Raw genomic sequence first — 22474 nt, forward strand, 5'->3', positions numbered from 1 at the left:
AAATATTTTTTACAAATTTACTTAATTATAATTCTTTTATACCCATTTGGAACACTATAAGGAAAAGAAAGTTCTTCATCAAAGGTTACGGTGTTGTAATCTAAATTTATTTCGGTTTTACCTTTCGTCTGCAACGTGTTTATTAAAACATTAGAAGGCAATGTAGCCTCGTTGTACACTTTGCTGTCTGAATATGCTACTTTTATCGTTCTGTTTTCAGCAGTTTGCGTTATTTCCTGTCTTTTTACCAAAAATTTATCGGCATCAAAGAAAAAAGATTTCTTAGTATTCTTATTCGAAACATCATCTAATCTGTAGGTTCGTTCCGCCAGTGACTCCTTATATTTTCCTTTATTCAGATCATCTATTGCATCTCCTAACAACATATTTTGGATTTTAGTAAAATCTAAATCGGTTCCCAACCATTGACTTAACCCTCTAAAATCTCCTTCAAAATAACTGCCATTGATTTTCTCGTAATAGTTCACTGATGTTGGCGTAATCAATGCTTTTGCCATTGTAATTCCCAGAAAACGTATGCTTATCAAAATCTGTTCGTCTTTCTTAATTTTTATTTCTGCCGTAACATTTTGTGTCTGCTTGTCATCTGAATATCGGGCATTTGACTTAATATATAATGTAGAAAATTTGTTTTTATTGTTGTAATGATTTTCTATAATTTTATTTGCGGTCAAATGGGTTGCATTTGTACTTGCGTCAACCACTACCGATTTTGATTTACAGGACATCATTAAAACGAGTACTGCTAGTATTGTTATCTTTTTCATTATTTTTTTTCTTTTAATAATTGATTAGCTTTGGAAAAATACATTTCTTTTTTCTTGTCATCTCCCAAACCATTGTACGCTTCTCCAAGTTGGATATTAAAATTTATTTCCATTGTTTTGTCGTCTACCAAATAATCCAAACCCATTTCCAATATATCCTTGGCTTTTTTAAATTGCTTCAATTGATTATTCGCTAATCCGGAATAATAATAAAATTGCGGTTGCGATGGGAAAGACTCGATCATTGTCATGGCTTTTTTACCGACCGATTCAAATTGTTTCACTTCAGTATACGCTTGAAGCAAAAGTAAATTAGTTTCAACATCTTCAGAATCTCCGTTTTTTAAAGCGCGTTCATAATATTTAATGGCTTTATCCCATTGCTTTTTATTGTGATAAAACTTTCCTACTTCTTTGGCTACATTAACTTCTTTGTCCGAATCAAAATAACCGATTGCTTTTTCTAAATCGGGGGAATATTGCGGATTTTTATCGGTAAAAATCAAAAATTCATTCAACATTCTGTGCTTTATTTTCGAATCTATTTTGGCACTGGCCAAAGTAATATTCATCGCGTTTATTGCTTTTTGAGCCTCGTTATCCTGCAAATAATTTTTGAATAAACTCACCTGTGCCCATTCCGATGTTGGGATGGCTTCCGCTAATTTTTTGGCGGTTTCAAAGGCTTTTTCCTCTTCGTTATTTCTCGAATATAAATTTATCAACGCGATATAATTAGACTCTTCTTTCGGATCTTTCTCCATTTGGGTTATCAAATTGGATATTTCCGTGTTTTGATATTTTCCCTCCGACAAAATCTGTATTTTGTATAATTCCCTTCTTTCCGTTTTTCCAGAGGTCGCATTCAACTCATTGATCAGATCCAGCGCTTTGTAAAACTGACTTGTGGCCATATAAAGCGACGCCAAATCCTCTTTATATTTGCTGTTGAACGTGATTAGTTTATTGATTACCATTATCGCCTGACTGAAATTCTTGGTTTCATAACTCACATCATACATCCCAACCCAGAACCATTCATTGGCTGGGTCTATTTGGGTGGCGCGTTCAAATGAACTGTAAGCATTTCTATAATCTTTAGATGCTAAATAATTTTTTCCTAATTCAAAATAGACCGTCGCATTGTTCGGTTGTAACTTTAAACATTTGTCTAAGGAAACTATCGCTTTATCATAGTTTTCAATTCCTTTTTGAAGCAAAGACTCATAAAAAGAGTCTTCAAACTGATCCGCATCCTGTTTGATTTCCTCGGGCTCTGTTTGTGCCCATAACAAAGCAGAATTGCATTGCAAAACGAAAAGTATAAATAAGAATGATAATTTTTTCATTTTTATAAAATTAAACACAATGCAAATGGCTCAATGTTATTAAATTATTTTAGATTTTTGATTAACGATTCTTGATTGCTGATTTCAAAGATAGGTTAAATCGGAAATCAAAAATCGTTAATCATCATTCTTCAATCTGTCTATTCCAACACCGAATAATCTCCGAGACTAATGCTGGTAAAATTACCATCAAAACTGGCGTGATTCCCTATCATTGCATTATCAAGATTGGCATTTTTTATATGCGAATGCGTTTGTACCAAACTATTTTTTATAGTACTGTTTGCTATATGACATCCATTTCCTAAAGACACATTAGGTCCAACGGTTGCATTAATCAAAACAACATCTTCGCCAATATAACATGGAGGAATGATCGTTGAATTTTCTAACCTAACATCAAAGTCCACTAAATGTTCCCCATCATTATGTAAAAACCCCAACATTCTGGAATTTGTTTCTACCGTTACATTCTTATTTCCGCAATCCATCCACTCATCAACTTTACCGGGAACAAATACCATGCCTTTTGCCATCATTTGTTTTATTCCATCGTTAATTTGATATTCTCCACCGTGAATAATGTTATTATCCAAAACTAATTGAAGTTCGTTTTTTAAAACGGCAACATCTTTAAAATAGTAAATTCCGATAACGGCAAGGTCCGAAACAAATTCCGCAGGTTTCTCCACCAGTTCAACTATTTCATTTGCATCGTTTAAGTTGATTACACCAAAAGCTTCCGGATGATCTACTTGTTTTACCCAAATAACGCTATCCGCATTTTGATCTAAATCGAAATCGGCTCGAATTAAAGTATCGGCGTAAGCAATAACAGCTGGTCCGCTCAAAGAATCTTTAGCACACATAATAGCGTGACCTGTTCCTAAAGCTTCGTTTTGGTAATAAATCGTTCCTTTGGCGCCTAATTTTTGTGCGATAGCAATTAATTCCTCTTCTACTTTTTTGCCAAAACTTTCGTGAATAATAAAAGCTACTTCTTCAATATCTTGATTCAATACCCCTGCAATATCTTCTACCAAACGGTGAACGATTGGTTTTCCAGCAACAGGAATTAATGGTTTAGGAATGGTTAACGTATGTGGGCGAAGGCGTGATCCACGACCAGCCATAGGGACAATTATTTTCATGTTATTTTTAATTATTGTTCTTAATACTTCAAAATTCAATATTCCAAGTTGAATATTCAACCTTTTAAATTTTGATTATTTCAATTACTTATTTTTACTTCTCGACGTTTCTAAGCTTTTCACAAATATTGAAATTAATTCATCATTTTCTTTAATTGCTAAACTTAAATGTTGTTCTTCTTTTATAAACAAATTAGCTCTATGAATTATTTTCATACACGAATGTGTCTCTCTAAGTTCTTTTAAAACTACTGACATTTTGTGAATGAAATCATTTCTTGATTCTGCACTTTGCGCTTCACTATAATTTAAAGAAGGTGAAGTTCCAGAACGAACAATTTGTCCTGACAAATGATTTCCCGCTTTACTATTTTTAAGGTTATCTGCAATTTCAATAATGATAACCGCAAAATCAATTAGCCTTTCGTGCAAATCAAATTTTTTCATATTTCATTTTTTACTTCAAAATTGAACATTCCAAATTGAATATTCAACCTTCTTTTAATTTTTGAACTTAGAACATCGAACTTGGAATTTTGAATGTTGAAATTTCAAACCTACTTCACTCCCGTACTTCCAAAACCACCTTCACCTCTGGAAGTTTCGGTTAATTCCTGAACTTCAATCCATTCGGCACGTTCATGTTTGGCTATGATCAGTTGTGCTATACGTTCCCCATTTTCGATTACAAATGGTTGGTTGGATAAATTTACTAAAATTACACCTATTTCACCACGATAGTCGGCATCAATAGTCCCAGGAGAATTAAGCACTGTGACCCCATTCTTGGCGGCCAATCCACTTCTTGGGCGCACTTGCGCTTCGTATCCTATAGGTAATTCAATAAAAAGACCGGTTTTTACGATGGCTCTTTCTAACGGTTTTAGTATAATAGAATCGGTTAAATTGGCTCTTAAGTCCATTCCTGCCGAAGCTTTGGTTTCATAATTTGGTAAACTATGAATTGATTTATTGATGATGTTTATTGTCATGGTTTTGTTTTTTAGCCCTGATAGCAGTGAAAATCCTTTTATATAATGTCAGGGTTTCGAACCCTGACATTATATAAAAGATTGTAACGAATAGCAGGAATTAGCTCCTAAAAATTCAGTAGGATAAATTTAATTCTTTTTGGCGTTTAAAATTCTGGATAATGTTTCTTTTTCGTTGTAATATATGAAATACATGAATGCAAGTAATAACGAAATACCAACATAATAATTTTCTCTAAAACCATAAAATGAAATCGCCGAAAACCCAATTGATAAGCTGAGATATCCCCCTATTTTCTTAGCATCATACGGAATTGGATAGTATTTGTTTCCTAGATAATAGGAGATAACCATCATGCTTCCGTAGGCCGCAATTGTCGCAATTGCAGACCCATAATAACTCATAGTTGGAATGAGCAGGTAATTCAATGCCAATGTCACTATAGCGCCAATGATAGAGATATAAGCCCCGATATACGTTTTGTCGATGAGTTTGTACCAGACAGAAAGGTTCGTATAAATGCCCAAGAAAAAATTAGCCAAAATAATCAACGGAACAACTTTCATGGCTTCCCAATAAGAAGGGTCTCGGATCATCAGATATTTTAAAACATCTGCAAAAACAATTACCGACAATAAAATAAAGGAACCAAAGATGACAAAATATTTGGTGACCGTGGCATAGGTTTGCGGTGCATTGGGTTCCGAAGAATGGCTAAAGAAGAACGGTTCGATTCCCAGGGTGTAAGCGGTCCTATACAATACCATGAACAAACCCAATTTATAGCAAGCCGAATAAACTCCAACTTCGGTTTCGGCAATATTTGCCGGCAACCATCTTCCTAAAAGGATTTTGTCGAATTGTTCATTTATGGCAAAAGCAATTCCGGCTACCATTATGGGCAAGGCGTAACGCATCATTCGTTTCCAAAGCTCCAAATCAAATTTCCATTTTAATAAAAAGTAATCAGGCGACAGGACCATGAATGTTAATAAACTGGCAATGATATTGGCCAAAAAAATATAACCAATTTGAAAATTATCTATAAATAAGGAACCTAAAAAACTGTCTGGATGTGATTGAGCAATCTGAGGTAAATAGACTAAAAAGAAAACGCTTAAGCTAAGATTAACAATAACATTTCCAATTTTTATCGCGGAGTAAACCATTGGTTTTTGATACGCTCGTAATTTTGAAAACGGAACAATAACCAGGGCATCCAATACTAAGATCCAAATGGTATAGGTTATGTACTGTGAGTCTATTCCGGACCATTGAGAAAGTGTGTTTCGGTATAAAAGTCCTAGGAATAAAAAACAAATTGAGGTCCAAAAAATAGAAACCATAGTGGTTTCAACAACCACTTTTTTATTGGTTTCTTTATTATAGAACCTAAAAAAAGCAGTTTCCATTCCGTAAGCAAGAATGACATTAAAGAAAATCATGTACGCAAAAATGATAGAAACTTTTCCATACTCTGCTGTTGGTAATAAATCAGTATATAAAGGAACCAATAAAAAACTGAACATTCGCGGAATGACTGTCGCTAATCCATAAATAACAGTCTGTTTAAAAAGATTTTTATATAGTCCCAAAATGGTGCATCAATTAATATTATAAAAACAAAAATAACTATTTCTTTGGTTTAATCGTACTTGGATACGTAATCATTGGTTTTTCTTTGGGGTTATTTATTTTGAAAAAATAGCTTTTGCCGTTGCTTTTATATTCCAATAGTGCTTCGGTTGCTTTCAAAACAAATTTAGGTTTGGTAATAACTGGCGCTTGGTTGCCATATTCTTTACGGCTATCCTTGTGCAAAATTAAATCTGGAGTGGTATGATTTGGAGCTAAATGAGCCACAAAAGTGTTTTTTGTTACCGGTTCAAAATTGGCTTCCTGATTTTGAAAATAGATTTTTACTAATTGGATATCCTTGGAAAGCGGAGCTTCAAATTCAATATAAAAAAAAGTTCCGCTTCCTTTAGATTCTTTTAAGTCAATCCATTTCTGATAATAAACTGATTTTATCTTTTGCGGAAAGCTGATTTTTATGTCTTCTTTTGGAGCACAGTAAACCAGACTGACTATAATTAATAATAGGAACATAATTTGTAAAGAAGTTTTCATCTTTCAGCGATTTAACTTAATCCCTCTTCGTTTAATATTTTTAAGAAATGAAATCCTTTTGGAACGAAACCTTGGTTGTAATAAAAACGGTGTGCAGTGAAGTTTCCGGTAAAAGCGTCCAAAACAATCATCGTACAGCCCGTTTCTTTGGCCAAAGCATCAACATAATCCGTCATCATCTTACCCAAACCTTTGGAACGATGATCCGGATGCACAATAAAGTTGTCAATCTCTATGTATTTTCCCGACCAGAGTTTTGTTCCCGACCAGAAACCTGAAACAGCCACGCAAATCTCATTTTCAAATACGGCAACCTGCTTGTAATTATGCGGAATCATCTCCACCAGATACGATTCATATTTCTCTGAAGTGAATTTGGGATATAAAAAACGCATTACTTCAATATTAGCAAGCATTTCTTCTATTGTGGTCAGTTCTTTGATTATTAAAGGCATTGTCTCTTTTGTTTTTTTAAGGTATAAAATTAATAAAAAAAAAAGCCACGCAATAGCGTGGCTCTTTAAAATATATAGAATAAATATTCTTATCCGTTCAATGCTTCAGCTCCACCAACAATCTCTAAGATCTCATTAGTAATAGATGCTTGACGTGCTTTATTGTAGGTTAATTTCAACTGATTTCTCAATTCAGTTGCATTATCAGTTGCTTTGTGCATGGCAGTCATACGAGCGCCGTGCTCCGATGCAAACGAGTCACGAATACCTTTGTATAGTTGTGTCTTCAATGATTTTGGAATCAAAGTCAATACAATTTCTTCTTTTGAAGGTTCAAAAATATAATCTCCTGTTGAAACTGGTTTATCCGATTTAATAGGTGCAAGTGGCAAAAATTGTTCCGTTTGAATAATTTGTGTCGCTGCATTTTTAAATTGATTATAAATCAATTCAATTTTGTCATATTCACCTGAAACAAATTTCTGAGTTAACAGGTCCGAAATTAAAGCCACATTATCAAAAGTCAAATTATCAAAAATAGCACTTTGATTATCAACTACTGAAAGTGTTTTGCTTAAAACATCGTTTCCTTTTTTTCCTATGGCAAAAACATCCACTTGTTTGTCTGCATAAAATGCAGCACGGTTTTTAGCTTCTTTAATTGCATTCGTATTAAAAGCACCAGCTAAACCTCTGTTTGAAGTGACAACAACAAGTAATACTTTCTTTACTTCACGTTGTGTGGTAAATTCTCCTCCTATATCACCATCAAGTGTAGCAGAAAGATTTTGCAATAATTCCGTTAATTTTTCGGCATAAGGGCGCATCGCAGTGATTGCATCTTGTGCTTTCTTTAGCTTTGCTGCAGAAACCATTTTCATTGCCGATGTAATTTGCATCGTAGATGAAACGGAAGTAATTCTATTACGGATTTCCTTTAAATTTGCCATTGTTTTGTAAGTATGAAGACTTAAGTATTAAGTATTAAGTACCCAGAAAATCTTGATACTTAATACTTCTTACTTAGTACTTTTTAGTTATATTTTGCTGATAATTCTTTTGCTACAGTTTCAATTACATCAGTAATTTCGTCTGTTAATTTTCCTGCTTTCAAAGCATCAAGAGTTGCTCTGTGTTTGTTGTTCAAGAATTCCAAGAAATCTTTCTCAAATTCTCTCACTTTGTTCACAGGAACATTTCTCAATAAGTTTTTAGAACCAGCATAGATAATCGCAACTTGGTCTTCAACAGTATAAGGATCGTTCAAACCTTGTTTCAAGATTTCAACATTTCTTTTTCCTTTTTCAATTACGTTTAAAGTAACAGCATCTAAATCAGAACCAAATTTAGCAAACGCTTCCAATTCACGGAACTGTGCTTGATCTAGTTTTAATGTACCCGCCACTTTTTTCATTGATTTAATTTGTGCATTTCCTCCAACACGAGATACCGAGATACCTACGTTAATTGCCGGACGAACCCCAGAGTTAAACAAATCTCCATCCAAGAAAATTTGACCATCTGTAATCGAAATTACGTTTGTTGGGATATATGCAGAAACGTCACCAGCTTGAGTTTCAATAATTGGTAAAGCAGTAAGAGAACCACCACCTTTTACAATTGATTTCAATGAATCTGGTAAATCGTTCATGTTTTTAGCAATTCCATCATCTGCAATTACTTTACAAGCACGCTCTAATAATCTACTGTGAAGGTAGAAAACGTCTCCAGGATATGCTTCACGTCCCGGTGGTCTTCTCAATAAAAGAGAAACCTCACGGTAAGCAACAGCTTGTTTCGATAAATCATCATAAACAATTAAAGCCGGACGACCTGAATCTCTAAAATATTCTCCAATTGCAGCACCTGCGAAAGGAGCATATACTTGCATAGGAGCTGGATCAGAAGCATTAGCTGCAACAATAATGGTATAAGCCATTGCACCTTTTTCTTCTAACATTTTAGCAATTCCTGCTACAGTTGACGCTTTTTGCCCAATTGCAACATATATACAAAATACAGGTTTTCCTGCATCGTAAAATTCTTTTTGATTTAAGATAGTATCGATACAAACAGTTGATTTACCTGTTTGACGGTCACCAATAACTAGCTCACGTTGTCCACGACCAACCGGGATCATAGCATCTACTGCTTTTATACCTGTTTGCAATGGCTCAGTAACTGGTTGACGGAAGATAACTCCAGGAGCTTTTCTTTCTAAAGGCATCTCGTATAAATCTCCACCGATTGGCCCTTTTCCATCAATTGGAAAACCAAGGGTATTTACTACACGACCTACCATTTGTTCTCCTACTTTAAGAGAAGCAATACGTTGTGTTCTTTTAGCAGTTGAACCTTCTTTGATTCCAGTAGATGGTCCTAAAAGTACCACACCAACATTGTCTTCTTCAAGATTCAAAACAATAGCTTCTAATCCATTGTCAAATTCAACTAATTCTCCGTATTGAACATTCGAAAGCCCGTAAACACGAGCAATACCATCTCCAACTTGAAGTACTGTTCCTACTTCTTCTAGTGTAGCACCAGATTCAAAACCTTCTACTTGCTTTCTTAATATTGCTGAAATTTCAGCAGGTTTGATTTCCGCCATCTTAATTTATAATTTAGACACTTAAATGTGTAATAAAACTAATTACTTAACTCTCTTTTTAATACTTGTAATCTGTTGGCTACTGAAGCGTTGTATTGCTTGTCGCCTATTCTTAGAATAAATCCCCCAATGATTGAAGCATCTACTATATTTTCTATTGTGATTTTTTTATCCGAAAGGGTTGCGATTTTAGCTAAAACTTTAGCTTCTAATGCCGCATCCATAGGAATAGCTGTAGTAACTTTTGCTACTTCAACACCATTCGAGATATCAGATAATTTACTGTATTCTACTGCAATCGCTTCAAGAATTTCGAATCTTTTGTTTTCAAATAACAAATGAAATAATCCTTGAGTAACTGCATCAATACCTGCAAAAACCTCTAAAAGTGCTTTCTCTTTAACCTCAACTTTTAAAGTCGGATTTTGAATAAAAGTACTTAATTCCAAGTTTCCGTTGATTGTTGAAGCAATCAATTTCATATCGTTATTCACAACTTCGGCAACACCTTTTGAGGTTGCTAAATCTAAAATTGCTGTTGCATAACGAATTGCTGCTCTTGTACTTGCCATAATTAGTTCAGTTTTACGTCACCTAACATTTTCTCAACTAATTTAGTTTGAGCTTCTTTGTTAGACAATTCGTCTTTCAATAATTTTTCTGCAATACTCAATGACAAAGTAGAAACTTGTAATTTCAATTCAGCCATAGCTGCATTTTTTTCACCTTCGATCGCTAATTTAGCTTGTTCGATCATTTTCAGACCTTGAACTTGCGCTTCATTTTTAGCATCAGCAACCATTTTCTCTTTCATTTCACGAGCATCTTTAAGCATGTTGTCACGCTCTAATCTTGCTTCTTGTAAAATACGTTGATTGTCAGCTTGAAGATTTTGCATTTCTTTTCTAGCATTTTCAGCAGAAAGTAATGCATTTTTGATTCCTTCTTCTCTATCATTAACTGCATCAAGAATTGGTTTCCAAGCGAATTTTTTTAATAAGAATATCAATCCAACAAATATTACTATCTGCCAAATAAACAAACCAAACGAAAAATCATTTATTAACTTATCCATATTATGTATCTATAAAAATATTTAATTTAATAATAAAACAATAGTCACAACCAACCGTTGTAACTATTGCTTTTTAAGTTTTAATTAAGATGCGAATAACGCAGCGAAACCAATACCTTCAATAAGTGCAGCTGCGATAAGCATAGCTGTTTGGATTTTTCCAGAAGCTTCTGGCTGACGAGCAATAGCGTCCATTGCTGAACCACCAATTCTACCAATACCTAAACCTGCTCCGATAACAATCAATCCTGCTCCTACAATAGTTGGAATTTCCATAATATATATATTAAAAATTAAACATTCAATTTGATTTTAGATTGAAGATTAACGATTTTTGATTTCAGAATTGCAAAATCTGCAATCAAAAATCAAGTTTCAAAAATCTGAAATCTAGTGAGCTTCGTCGTGATGATGCTCTTCATTTCCTGCTCCAAAATAAAGTGCAGATAACATGGTAAAAATATACGCTTGTAAAAAAGCAACCAATATTTCAAGGATAGAAAGCGCAAACGCTAATCCAAAAGATAATGTACTTCCAATCCAGCTTTTAAATATAAACATTAAACCAATGATGCTCATCAAAACAACGTGACCTGCTAACATATTAGCATACAAACGTATCATTAACGAAAAAGGTTTAATGATTGTTCCTAACAATTCTATCGGTGCCAAGATAAATTTCATTGGAGTTGGCACACCTGGCATCCAGAAAATGTGTCCCCAATAGTTTTTATTAGCTGTTAGCGTTGTAATTATATAAGTTAAAATTGCTAATGATACTGTAATAGCGATATTTCCAGTTACATTAAATCCAAGTGGCATCAATCCTAAAATATTAAGAAAAAGAATAAAGAAAAATATAGTAAGCAAGTAGCTCATGTATTTTTTATAGTTTTTTTCTCCAATATTTGGAATTGCAATTTCGTCACGTACATACAAAACTAGAGGTTCAAAAATACGCCCTACTCCTGAAGCGATTCCGTTGTTTTTAGCATACGATTTTGCCAAACCACCAAACAATAAAAACATAAACAAGGAAACCAACATTATACCAATAACGCTTTTAGTGATGGAGAAATCTATCGGTCTAACATTTGTCGGAAAACCGTTTTCTCCTTCTGTTAATTCTCCAGAAGCATCGGTTTTGTATATTTTTTCGTGGTGTAAAACATAATAATTACCATTGTGTTCAGCTGTTTCTTCACCATGATGAAATTTTGAAGAAGAAAAAACCTGCACACCATTATCCCAAAGAATAATTGGTAATGAAAAACCATAATGCGCACCTGTTTCTTCATCTACATTAAATGTAAAATCATGAGAATCCAAAAGGTGATGATTGATAAATTCTTTGATTTTAGATTTTACATCTGTTGGTTCAGCATGAGCTCCTTCAGCTGCTTCATGGGCAACTTCCGTTTTTACTTTCACAGTATCCTGTTCCGGATTTGCAAAACTAATTAAAGGAAGACACGCTACTAATGTCGCTATTATAAATCTAAGTGGTTTGTTTGAAATCACCATAACAGTTAAATATCTTAATTTATTACGTTTCTAAAATTTGGTGCAAATGTACATTTTTTATTAATATTCAAAAGCATATAAAAAAATTATTTTTCGGGCATTCCGCTTATAAAACTCCTTGTTTATTGATTTTTGTTTAATATTCGTATCGTAAGGATGGTTTCCATTGCTAAAAAGAGAATAAACATCGCGAAAAAATTCTTTTTCTCTACGCTGCTATTCTCCCCTGACGCTTGCAATACAGGCCTTAAAATCAAATAACAAACAACCATTTTAATACTTGTGCTCAGTAGAAATGACATTCCAACATTGTCAAAACTTTGTTCTTTTACTTTCAACAAAACAACAAGGACTATTACGGACAAAATTGAAAATAGTAAATAAAGTGCCTCTATCGAATAATGAAAAGTGGTATCATCTACATTAAAACTGTAAAAAATAATTTTATGTAGTACATACGATACTACTATAAGCAATGCTAAACTCAAAAGCGGTTTGTAATTTTTTAAATTCATTAGATTGTTTTTTACCGAAAGTCAAAAGAACTCAAGGTATTTTATAGGTTTTAGTATTGTTTTTATTGGAATTTATTCTGATTTGTCGATTTCCTTTACTTGTCGTATGACATTGTATAAGGCTAATGCGACTCCTACCATCACTAAAATCTTATTGTAATACACCTTGGGGCTGGGATGATTTTCGTCTAACCAGTTTCCAAGATAGGAAAACAGAAAAATAATTGCCCCCATTTGAATTGGGATATTTATCAAAGCAAGCCATTTATTAGCTTGTTTTTTGTTGGGTTTGTTGTCCGTCATTTGGCATTAGATTCTTAATATTGGTTTTCATAATGCATGAAGCACTAAAATCAGCACCTGGCTCTACTGCTAATTTGCCACAGATGACTTCTCCATGAATACTTGATTTTGATTTTACATTCAGGACTTCTGCAACTTGAATCTTACCCTCAAATTTTCCTTCAATATCCGCATTTTTGCATATAATATCTCCGGTAACAATCCCTGCAGGTCCAATAACTATTTTGCCGCTGGATTGAAAATTACCAATTAATTCTCCGTCCAGTCTAAAATCAGCCTGAGAAATAATATCTCCTTTTATAATAGTCCCTTCAACAATTCTGTTGGTTTTCCCAAGAAGATCCGTATATGATTTTGGCTTTTTATCAAACATCGTTATTGAGTTTTGGGTGCTAAATACGCATCAAGATTTTTCTTGATTTGGATCACTTTGTAATTTTCATTAGAAATCACAATTGCAGGTTCGTCGATTTTATATTTTTTATCTTCTTTTAATGCTTTAACAATAGCGTTTGCATAAACTTCTGAATTAATGCCGTGAATGGTTATAAAATTTTCCTTCTCCGTGTAAACATCATAGGAAAAAGTTATATTTTGATGATTTTCAATGGTGATGAATTTCTTTATTTTTTCGTCAATTGCTTTTGTGTTATTATCTTCTCTACTTCCCACTTTATAAAGAATTTTCCAGTTTTTAGCATCGGTAGTATTAAAATTCATTTGTTCTAAAAACGGAATCTGAGTCGTCACTATTTCTAGTGCATTCTTCCCTTCTTCACTATTTGGATAATTATCCGCAACATATTGCAAAGCCGTTTTATAAGCTGCTAATCCTCTTAATTTTCCAATAGCGTTTGCTTTAAGCAGTTCAAATTTAGACACAATTTCATCGCCGGAAAACTGAGTAATCAAAGCATCAGATTTTTCCAATACAACCAAAAATTGCTCTTCCTTATAGAGTTTATACCATTTATTATATTCACTTTCCGGCGTTTCATTGGCCAAAGCCTCATTTGCATTGGTATTGTTTATTATTTGCGCATAACGAGAATCCGGGAATTGAGCAGAAATTCTTTTTCTCATCTCTTCGGCTTTGTTTGCATCTGTAATTTGGTAAATTTTAAACAAGTTGTACATCGTGGGAAGGACTAGTTTTTCTTCCGGATTATTCTTTAACAATTGTTCTAATTTGTTGCTGGCCAAATCGTATTCCTTGAATTTTTCTTTATAGACAACCCCAAGTTGGTAATAGACGAAATTACGTTCTTTTGCAATGCTGTCTAGTGCTGTTTGTGATGTTGGAAGTTGTTTCAAATAATAATCAGTTGTATATTCTTTGATTATTTTTTCTTCTGCCAATGCATTTTCTGCGGTTGGTATTTTTCCATCTATAGTATCCTTTTCTTTTAAATCAGTTTTGCCTGCAGACAATCTCCAATTCCCGCTTAAGAAACGTTCTCCCCATATTTTTTTAAATTCTACTTTTCCAAAAGCGACAGTTGTAGGATTATAAAAATAGAAAACACTTGCTTGATTCAAGCTGGCGTCTGCAATTGACGGAGGTGCCAACGATGCTTTTTTTGGTTTTCCCAAATCTTGGTCGGAAACGACCGGGTCAATAGTGGTTGGTTTAGTATTTCTCTCTATTCTTGCAAGTCTCTCTTTTTCTTTTTCTTCTAAAATTTTCTTGGTTTCGTCTGACTTTTTTAACTTATCAATATAATTTTCAAAATATAAAACTCTATCTGTTTCCAACAAAGATGCGACATGAATGATACTATCATTTCTTTTGGCAATAGCTTCATATTGTATAACCTCATCTAAATTTTTTCTGGTTTTTTGAATCGAAAGAAATTCTCGGGTTTTAGTATCCAGTTTTACAAGTGTACTGTCATAATACTTTGCCGCGATTGGATATTCTGCATTTTTGAAATACATATTCCCTAAATTTCGGTAATTTGAAGCAATTAAATATTGATCTGTTGGTACTTTTTTAAGAGAAGAATTATAATACTTCAAGGCCTGTTTCTGATTGTTATTTTTATCGTGAAACACTCCCATTTGATAGTAAATGACATCTAAAAAAGGTCGGTTTTCTCGATCAGCAACAAGCGTTTTAAATATTTTTGAAAAAGCCGTCGTATCTCCTTTTTCATAATCAAACAATTGTGCTTTTTTGGCTTGAGCCTGAATAACATATTCTCTTGCCGCTTTTCTTTTCATATCAATAAGCGACTGATAACTGTATATTGCACTGTCATTTTTTCCTAATTCTTCATACAATTGTCCCAGTATAAAATGATATCTCGCTTTTTCAGCTTTGATTTTAGTGTACTTTTCGGCTATTTTTAATTTTGCTACAGCACTGTCTTTTTCCTCCAGATTCAGAAAAGCTTCTGATAAAAGCGCATTGGCATTAGCGACAACCTGATTGCTTAGTTTTTGTTCGTCTAAAAGTTTGGATATATTTTTAACTACCAAAGCATCGTTGCCTAAACGCATATTAGTTTTTTCGCGCCAAATTTTGGCTTCATAAATATTACTGCTGTTGGGATATTTGTATAAAATATAATTGAAAGCGTCTAATGCCGGGACAAATCTTTGATCGTAATATCGGGATTTGCCAAGCAATAAATAAGCTTCGTCAATCTGGCTGTTTTTTTCTCTTCCGCCAATGTTCATCGAATGTTTCTGAATTGCCTTTGTAGCTTTGGTTTCCGCTAATTCAAAATCAGCATTTTTTGGTTTTTCACCTACAATGAAATCCTCTTTCATTTGCATTCTTTCGATAGGCAAACGTTTCCAAAAATTATCTTTGTTATTTGCTTTTATTCCTACAACACCCTTGTCTAATGCTATTTGACCGTTGTATAAAATATTATATTTAGTACTTAACGCATGGGATTTTCTAGCCAAAAAAGTATCCTTTTTGGTAGAACATGCTATCAGAAATAGCAAAAATCCTATGGAAATTAATTGCCTGAATGTGTTGGTTTTCAATGGTAAACGTTTTTTATCAATTAACTTTTAAAAATAGCTTTTCGTATACTGACTTGTAAAAATACGTTTCTTTTTGATATCGTGGAAATTATTAGGTTTCTTTTTGATTCAGCGCTTCGCGTGAGGGATAGAAGCGGAAATCCTTTTTTATTCTTTTTTAAGAATAAAAAAGATTGAGAGCGAAAAGCCCGACCCGGAATTTTTCTTTCCGGGTCACGCCCAAATTAAATTCTTCCAGGCTTGACTGCTATAAATTTTGATTTGATAGCCTAAAAATAAACCGCTAATTCGCTAATTAAACACTCAAATTAATAACTGTAATTGGCAAATTAGCGGTAAACTGTTTTGTAAATAGTGCTAACTTAAATTTTAAACTGCAAAAAACAGTTCTAACTCCTGCAGCGTCTCTCTGGATGTTTGAATATCTTTTACAATTTCGCCTTTATTTAATGCTACAATTCTATCACAAACCTCAACGGTATGCATTAAATCGTGACTGGAAACCAGAACGGTAATAGCCGGCTTTTCGGCCAGTTCTTTGATTATTTTTTTTAATCGGTTAACCGTTGTCGGGTCTAGATTAGCAAAGGGTTCGTCTAGAATTACAACTTCAGGATTTCCTATAAGCGTGGCAATAATTCCAACTTTCTTTTGGTTTCCCTTGGATAAATCGCGTAAATATTTTTTGTTTTTAAGGATTTCCCCATTAAAAAACTCTTCGTGTTTGGCCAGCAAAGCATCAATATCGGCTTTGTTTTGACCGCGTAAATCTCCAATGAAATAAAAGTATTCTTCAGGAGTTAAGTAGCCAATTAAAAAACTTTCGTCCAGAAAAGAAGCGGTGAACGGTTTCCAGTTTTCGCTGGTGTTTACCTGAACGTCATTGTTGATAATGTTTCCGGTCGAAGGTTGGATTAAATCCAATAACAAACTGAAAAAAGTAGTTTTTCCGGCTCCGTTATTGCCTACTAATCCAAAGCTTTGCCCTTTTGGAATCTCAAGCGTTTCAATGTTTAGGACTGTGGTTCCGTTATATGTTTTTGAAAGGTTGTTTACTTGTATCATTTTAAAAAAGTTTAATCGGTTATTGGTTGATTTGGTTAATCGAATTATGAAAATTGACTGTTAACTCTTTTGCTTGTAAGCAGCAATGGTTTTATATTTTTCGGTTTTATAGACCTTTTCGATTAAGGAAAAAACCTTGTCTCTCAAAGCAAAACCTATTAGTCCGGCAATAGCGACCATGGCTAATCCTAAATTGGGATTCATTATTTTAGAACCAATCCAGTAAAGCGCCAAAGGCAATAGCAATTTTGGCAGCGAAATCAACAAGGTATTTACATTAAAAGCTTTTTTATCTCCAAAAGCTCCTTTGGTGGAATCTAAATCTATTGGCGTTTTTGTATAAGCACCTGCAAGAAGCACCAAATGCGAATTGACACCAATGTTATAAATCGCGCCCACAACAATAGTTAGGTATATTTGCCACCCAAAATACAAATAAAACGAAGCCAATAACGTCGAAACAACCGTGGCGATAACAATCAGCCACCATTTAGAACTCAAATATCCTTTGTAAGGAATGTTTTGCGTCATCATTAACTGGTAATAAGAGCTGTCCCAACTGGGCACAAATTGTCCGAAAGTGAATAAAAATCCTCCCGAAACAAAAATTCCTGCAAAGATGTGCATTATGGGATTATTGTAAGCCTCAATTTTATTGGTAAAGAACAGGAAACCGTAGAATAAAAACACCACACTCATGATCACTGTGGTTTTTGAACGTTTATTTCTTTTGATTAATTTGATGTCATTTTTTAAAAATGTTCCAAGAGTCCCAAATTGGTTTAACCAAGTCAAATCCTCGGTTTTGGCGATTTTGTTTTTGGTCGAAAGTCCCGCATCCAGGTATAAATTGTTTTTGAAATAATGGAAAGTAACATAATACAATCCCATTAAAACCAAAACCGGAAGCAGAAACATCCATTTTGTATGAAACAATCCGTCAAAAAACACAGCCGTATAATTAGTAATGTCAAAAAATTTATAATACTGAAAACCTGCTAAAACAAGCACAATTCCAACGAATATGGCAAAAAAGTTGTCTTTGTTATTCAACAATATATTCAGGAAATTATTGATATAAATCAACGAAACCATAGCCAGATACCAAAATATCACACTCACCACATCATATCCTTCTATAATCAAAACAACGGTAAACGGAATGAAGAAAAAAGCATGGACAAAATTAAAGAAAGACAAAACCGTTTTCCCTAAAGAGAAATGTACAATTGTTGGTTTTTTTATTGGTAAAATAAGTAGCGGCCTGATGTTCATCACTGGTATAGCCTGCAACAAAAGTCGAATTATCAAATCCATTAGCAGGTAGTAAATCAGAAATTTATTTACTGTGACCAATGGATCGAGATTCATTTTTTTAAGAATATAAAATGCTCCAATTCCTAACGCCAGGAAAACAATAGAAAAATAAGCAATAAGAAAGAACATCAAAATCTTTAATCCCAAATTAGTTGCGAAAGAAGCTGATCTTGAAAAAGCCTTCCATTCGAGATAAATAAAACGTTTAAACATAATAAAGTAGTTTGGTTTTACAGTAAGTAGCCGAAATAAGAAAAATGTTACGTTTTTTCAAATTTATATTCCGGATAAGTGGCTAGTAAGTACTCTTCCTCAAAAACTGAAATAAAAGAAAAGACTTTAATTTCTAGTTTTTGTTTAAAGGTACAATGGAAAAATGAAAAGGTATTAAAATTTCAAAATTTATCACTTTTAGAAAACATATCGGTTTACTATCTTTGTAAAAAAATAATCACATGTCTTCATTCTTGAAACTCACCATAAAAGAAGTAAAACGCGAAACTGCAACAGCGGTTTCGATACTTTTCAATGTGCCAGCAGAATTAAAACCCAACTATGCATTTATTGCAGGTCAATACGTAAATTTAAGATTAACACTTGACGGAAAAGAAATTCGTCGTGCCTATTCTATTTGTTCTTCTCCAGAAAGCGGGGAATTACGAATTGCCGTTAAAGCGGTAAAAAATGGTGCCTTTTCTCAATTTGCCAATACAAAACTAAAAGCGGGTGACGTTCTGGAAGTAGGAAAACCAGAAGGTAAATTCACCTTTGATCCTCAAGCGGACCGACAAAAAAATTATGTTGCTTTTGCAGCCGGAAGCGGAATTACACCTGTAATGTCAATTCTAAAATCGGTTTTAAAAAACGAACCTAAAAGCTCTTTTGTATTGGTTTACGGAAATAAATCTCCCGAAGAAACTATCTTTTACCAAGAATTACACGATTTACAATCACAATATGTGGGCCGCTTTTTTGTACATTACGTTTTCAGTCAAGCTAAAGCAGAAAACGCCTTATTTGGTCGCATAGAAAAATCAGCGGTTAATTTTGTGTTGAATAACAAACACAAGGAACTGGAATTTGATAAGTTTTATTTATGTGGTCCAGAAGAAATGATTAATCTGGTAAGTGATGTTTTAAAAGAGAAAAACGTAAAAGAATCGGCAATAAAATTTGAATTGTTCACGACTTCTTCCCATGAAAATGTGATAAAAGAGAATCTGGAAGGACATTCAAAAATCACTGTTATGGTGGATGATGAAGAAACGACTTTTGAAATGTCACAAAAACAAACTATCCTTGAAGCAGCATTAAAACAAGGTCTAGATGCTCCCTATTCTTGTCAAGGCGGAATATGCAGCAGTTGTCTGGCTCGTGTTACATCAGGAACTGCCGAAATGACTAAAAACTCTATTCTTACTGATAAAGAAATCGCCGACGGTTTAATCTTAACCTGTCAGGCACATCCAACTTCTGCGACTGTTTATGTAGATTATGATGACGTTTAGGAAATAGTCAAAATGATACCGAAAACTTCTCTGAAAAGGGAAGTTTTTTTATTTTAGGGAGGTTTTGATTTGATTATATTAGCAGAAAAACAGGGCAATTATAATCTACGCGATTTTTAGGTAAATAGTTATGATAGGGTCATACTTATACATCTAATTTTGGGTAGCTTTGTGTGACTAATATCTTAGATATAGGCAAGTTGTATGTCATTTTGCCGAGCAGAATAGGAAAAAATGAGAACTAATCTTAAACGATTAAATTTGCAGTTTAAAAAATTATAAAATAAGAATTATAGAATGAAATATACATTAGAAGGACAAGAAACCAAAGATTAAAATTTAGATTATTAAATATCGAGGATTTTGATGACTGTATTGAATTGTTTAAAGACATTGAAGTTTGTAAATTTTTAGGTGTTGACAAAATTGAAACACCAAATGAAAGATGCAAACTTTGGTTTGAAATGACATTTAAAAGATATAAAAACGATTTAGGTGGACAGAATATTTTGTTAGATAAAAGTACAAATGAAATTATTGGACAAAGTGGACTTTTAATAAGAGAAATTGAGGGAAAACAAGAAATTGAAATTGCATATTCAATTTTACCAAAATACAGAAAAAAAGGATTTGCAACCAAATCGACTGAAAAATGTAAAAATTTTGCCTTTGAGAATAAATTCTCTGAAAGTTTAATTTCAATAATTCATACTGAAAATATAAATTCTGAAAAAGTCGCAAAAAATAACGGAATGAAAAAAGATAAGACAATAAAATATAATGAAATGTTGGTAAACATTTACAGAATTGATATTAGTAAATGGAAAAATAAATAAAAAAACGAACGCACAATAGCGGTTTGTATTTATAGCTGTATTCCTTTTTTCCTTCGAAAAAACTATGATAGCCTCAATTTGGTTTTGTGTTTGTTTAACTTGGTGACAATTTTCACCACATCTACAAGCCGGAACCATTAAAAATTAAAAAAAAGAAATATATGACTACTCGTCATTACTTATCTATTAATATTAAACGACAAACTGCGACTGAAAACTGAAAAATATTCTCGCGTTAAATAATATAAAAGTAATGAAAGTCATAATCATTACTTTTATATTAGCGCCATCATCAATTGTATCGACTAAGTTTTTTCTTGGAAAGGATAGTCAAGATTAAGTAAAATAAAAGAGGAAGTGAAAAAGGTGAAAAATGCAGCTGCAAGCTGGACTGTTTGTCCCGAATGTCAGGGACGCGGCAAAAAAAGTCGGGGGATCAGCATGAAAGCGCGACGCCAATACAAGATGGCATTCGATCAATTTGAAAAAACGAAAGGCGAAGGAACCGCACCAGTTCATCCTAAAGGTCACCTATATACCTGCTTGAATTGTAACGGATCCGGATTAATTCCTTCTGCTGATCCTCCAATAGCAGATAAAGAAAACTTCCCACATGTTGCTATTATTGGCGGTGGTATAGGCGGTGTAGCATTAGCTGTGGCTTGTTTGCACCGCGGAATTCCTTTTACCCTTTTTGAACGTGATAGCAACTTCGATGCCCGATCTCAGGGCTACGGACTCACTTTGCAGCAAGCCAGTAAAGCCATCGGGGGATTGGGAATTTTCTCTTTAGAAGAAGGGGTGATTTCAACCAGACATGTGGTGCATACTACAGACGGAAAAGTGATTGGTGAATGGGGTGTCAGAAAATGGATGCAGACTGATGAAAAAACGTTTTTGAAACGAACAAATGTACATATCGCACGGCAATCTTTGCGCTTAGCGTTGCTTGAGCAACTCGGCGGAAATAATGCAGTACAGTGGGGATACCAGTTAGTAGATATTAAGAAATGCGAGGGTGAAGGTATTGATCTGACCTTTGAAGTAAACGGGCAGATTCAGCGCTCCAAGGCGGATCTTGTAATCGGAGCCGATGGTATCCGTAGTTCGGTTAGAAGGTTGCTGATTGGTGAAGAAATCACCCCTTTGCGGTACCTAGGTTGCATTGTGATATTGGGCATTTGTCCTTTGAGCGCTCTCGAAGGACTGAATAATTCTTTGTTGGACTCGGCAACTGTATTTCAAACTGCCAATGGCAACGAACGAATCTATATAATGCCTTATACGTCAGACTCAGTGATGTGGCAACTTAGCTTCCCAATGCCAGAAAAAGAGGCAAAGGCATTAAGTGCTCAAGGACCTCAAGCACTCAAGGAAGAAGCATGTCGTAGAACTCAGTGGCACGATCCCATTCCTCAAATTTTAGCGGCAACCCTGGAAACGCAAATTTCTGGCTATCCCGTGTATGACCGAGAATTACTCCAATCAGAATTATTGGAGAAAGGGGAGCAAGTGACCTTGATAGGGGACGCGGCTCACCCAATGAGTCCATTCAAAGGACAGGGAGCGAATCAAGCACTGCTGGATGCGCTCCTGTTAGCTCGCGGAATCTTAAAAGGATGTAACTCTTTATCTCAATGGCGGAAAGCTGGAATAAGAGACAGTGTATTAACTGAGTTTGAGTCTGAAATGTTAGAACGAAGTGCTTCTAAAGTGAAAGATTCCGCAGCCGCCGCACAGTTCCTACATTCCGAAATTGTGCTTCATGAGGGTGATGAGCCGAGAGGACGGTGTCTAAAGAAAAAAGACGCATAAACATAACTTAAATAGTTGGTTTCAACCTGCTACTACGTA

The 22474-nt window shown here is 34.1% G+C and carries 23 protein-coding genes; 3 read left to right on the top strand and 20 right to left on the bottom strand.

Features of this window, described 5'->3' with window-relative positions; translation table 11 throughout:
* Positions 1-17 precede the first annotated feature (17 nt).
* The 20 genes from lolB1 to ACFX5E_RS09800 form a co-directional block, all read right to left on the bottom strand.
* Positions 18-788, bottom strand: coding sequence for a lipoprotein insertase outer membrane protein LolB1 (gene lolB1, locus ACFX5E_RS09705; RefSeq protein WP_379855002.1), 771 nt, complete (start codon positions 786-788; stop codon positions 18-20).
* Entirely contained in the window at positions 788-2137 is a 1350-nt protein-coding gene (locus ACFX5E_RS09710) for a tetratricopeptide repeat protein (RefSeq protein WP_379855003.1), read from the bottom strand. Before ACFX5E_RS09710 ends, lolB1 begins: the two co-directional genes overlap by 1 nt.
* 140 nt (positions 2138-2277) lie before the next feature.
* Positions 2278-3288, bottom strand: coding sequence for a sugar phosphate nucleotidyltransferase (locus ACFX5E_RS09715; protein WP_379855004.1), 1011 nt, complete (start codon positions 3286-3288; stop codon positions 2278-2280).
* Between the two features lie 84 nt (positions 3289-3372).
* A complete protein-coding gene (locus ACFX5E_RS09720) occupies positions 3373-3735 on the bottom strand; it encodes a four helix bundle protein (protein ID WP_379855005.1) in 363 nt (120 codons plus the stop codon).
* A gap of 110 nt (positions 3736-3845) precedes the next feature.
* Complete coding sequence (gene dut / locus ACFX5E_RS09725) at positions 3846-4280, bottom strand: dUTP diphosphatase (protein WP_379855006.1); 435 nt, start codon at positions 4278-4280, stop codon at positions 3846-3848.
* A gap of 129 nt (positions 4281-4409) precedes the next feature.
* Positions 4410-5876 (bottom strand): lipopolysaccharide biosynthesis protein, encoded by a 1467-nt coding sequence (locus ACFX5E_RS09730; RefSeq protein WP_379855007.1) that lies wholly within the window; start codon positions 5874-5876, stop codon positions 4410-4412.
* Positions 5877-5913: 37 nt separating this feature from the next.
* Complete coding sequence (locus ACFX5E_RS09735) at positions 5914-6411, bottom strand: hypothetical protein (protein ID WP_379855008.1); 498 nt, start codon at positions 6409-6411, stop codon at positions 5914-5916.
* Between the two features lie 11 nt (positions 6412-6422).
* Positions 6423-6866, bottom strand: a complete 444-nt coding sequence (locus ACFX5E_RS09740) for a GNAT family N-acetyltransferase (protein WP_379855009.1) — start codon at positions 6864-6866, stop codon at positions 6423-6425.
* Positions 6867-6955: 89 nt separating this feature from the next.
* Positions 6956-7816, bottom strand: a complete 861-nt coding sequence (gene atpG, locus ACFX5E_RS09745; RefSeq protein WP_379855010.1) for an ATP synthase F1 subunit gamma — start codon at positions 7814-7816, stop codon at positions 6956-6958.
* Between the two features lie 83 nt (positions 7817-7899).
* A complete protein-coding gene (gene atpA, locus ACFX5E_RS09750) occupies positions 7900-9477 on the bottom strand; it encodes a F0F1 ATP synthase subunit alpha (RefSeq protein WP_073209437.1) in 1578 nt (525 codons plus the stop codon).
* 38 nt (positions 9478-9515) lie between these two features.
* Entirely contained in the window at positions 9516-10049 is a 534-nt protein-coding gene (atpH, locus tag ACFX5E_RS09755) for an ATP synthase F1 subunit delta (protein WP_379855011.1), read from the bottom strand.
* A 2-nt stretch (positions 10050-10051) separates the two neighbouring features.
* Positions 10052-10552, bottom strand: coding sequence for a F0F1 ATP synthase subunit B (locus tag ACFX5E_RS09760; RefSeq protein WP_379855012.1), 501 nt, complete (start codon positions 10550-10552; stop codon positions 10052-10054).
* 84 nt (positions 10553-10636) lie between these two features.
* Positions 10637-10828, bottom strand: coding sequence for an ATP synthase F0 subunit C (gene atpE, locus ACFX5E_RS09765; protein ID WP_073353856.1), 192 nt, complete (start codon positions 10826-10828; stop codon positions 10637-10639).
* A gap of 114 nt (positions 10829-10942) precedes the next feature.
* Positions 10943-12076, bottom strand: a complete 1134-nt coding sequence (atpB, locus tag ACFX5E_RS09770; protein ID WP_379855013.1) for a F0F1 ATP synthase subunit A — start codon at positions 12074-12076, stop codon at positions 10943-10945.
* A gap of 122 nt (positions 12077-12198) precedes the next feature.
* Complete coding sequence (locus tag ACFX5E_RS09775) at positions 12199-12591, bottom strand: hypothetical protein (RefSeq protein WP_379855014.1); 393 nt, start codon at positions 12589-12591, stop codon at positions 12199-12201.
* Between the two features lie 72 nt (positions 12592-12663).
* Positions 12664-12894 carry an AtpZ/AtpI family protein gene (locus ACFX5E_RS09780; protein WP_379855015.1) on the bottom strand — a complete coding sequence of 77 codons (231 nt, stop codon included), beginning with the start codon at positions 12892-12894 and terminating at the stop codon, positions 12664-12666.
* Positions 12860-13267 carry a bactofilin family protein gene (locus ACFX5E_RS09785; RefSeq protein WP_379855016.1) on the bottom strand — a complete coding sequence of 136 codons (408 nt, stop codon included), beginning with the start codon at positions 13265-13267 and terminating at the stop codon, positions 12860-12862. Before ACFX5E_RS09785 ends, ACFX5E_RS09780 begins: the two co-directional genes overlap by 35 nt.
* 2 nt (positions 13268-13269) lie before the next feature.
* Entirely contained in the window at positions 13270-15894 is a 2625-nt protein-coding gene (gene porW, locus ACFX5E_RS09790; RefSeq protein WP_379855017.1) for a type IX secretion system periplasmic lipoprotein PorW/SprE, read from the bottom strand.
* A gap of 369 nt (positions 15895-16263) precedes the next feature.
* Positions 16264-16959, bottom strand: coding sequence for an ABC transporter ATP-binding protein (locus ACFX5E_RS09795; RefSeq protein ID WP_379855018.1), 696 nt, complete (start codon positions 16957-16959; stop codon positions 16264-16266).
* Between the two features lie 60 nt (positions 16960-17019).
* The gene (locus tag ACFX5E_RS09800) at positions 17020-18489 is read right to left on the bottom strand and encodes a DUF5687 family protein (protein WP_379855019.1); all 1470 of its coding nucleotides are present in this window, start codon (positions 18487-18489) and stop codon (positions 17020-17022) included.
* A 242-nt stretch (positions 18490-18731) separates the two neighbouring features.
* Here ACFX5E_RS09800 and ACFX5E_RS09805 point away from each other — a divergent pair, with 242 nt between their 5' ends.
* The 3 genes from ACFX5E_RS09805 (at position 18732) to ACFX5E_RS09815 (ending at position 22435) form a co-directional block, all read left to right on the top strand.
* Positions 18732-19784, top strand: coding sequence for a 2Fe-2S iron-sulfur cluster-binding protein (locus ACFX5E_RS09805; RefSeq protein ID WP_379855020.1), 1053 nt, complete (start codon positions 18732-18734; stop codon positions 19782-19784).
* Positions 19785-20092: 308 nt separating this feature from the next.
* Positions 20093-20620: a GNAT family N-acetyltransferase gene (locus ACFX5E_RS09810; RefSeq protein WP_379855079.1), complete on the top strand. Its 528-nt coding sequence runs from the start codon at positions 20093-20095 to the stop codon at positions 20618-20620.
* 465 nt (positions 20621-21085) lie between these two features.
* On the top strand, positions 21086-22435 hold the full coding sequence (locus tag ACFX5E_RS09815) for an FAD-dependent oxidoreductase (protein WP_379855021.1): 1350 nt from the start codon (positions 21086-21088) through the stop codon (positions 22433-22435).
* Positions 22436-22474 lie beyond the last annotated feature (39 nt).

This window comes from Flavobacterium xylosi (assembly GCF_042787345.1).
Taxonomy (GTDB): domain Bacteria; phylum Bacteroidota; class Bacteroidia; order Flavobacteriales; family Flavobacteriaceae; genus Flavobacterium; species Flavobacterium xylosi.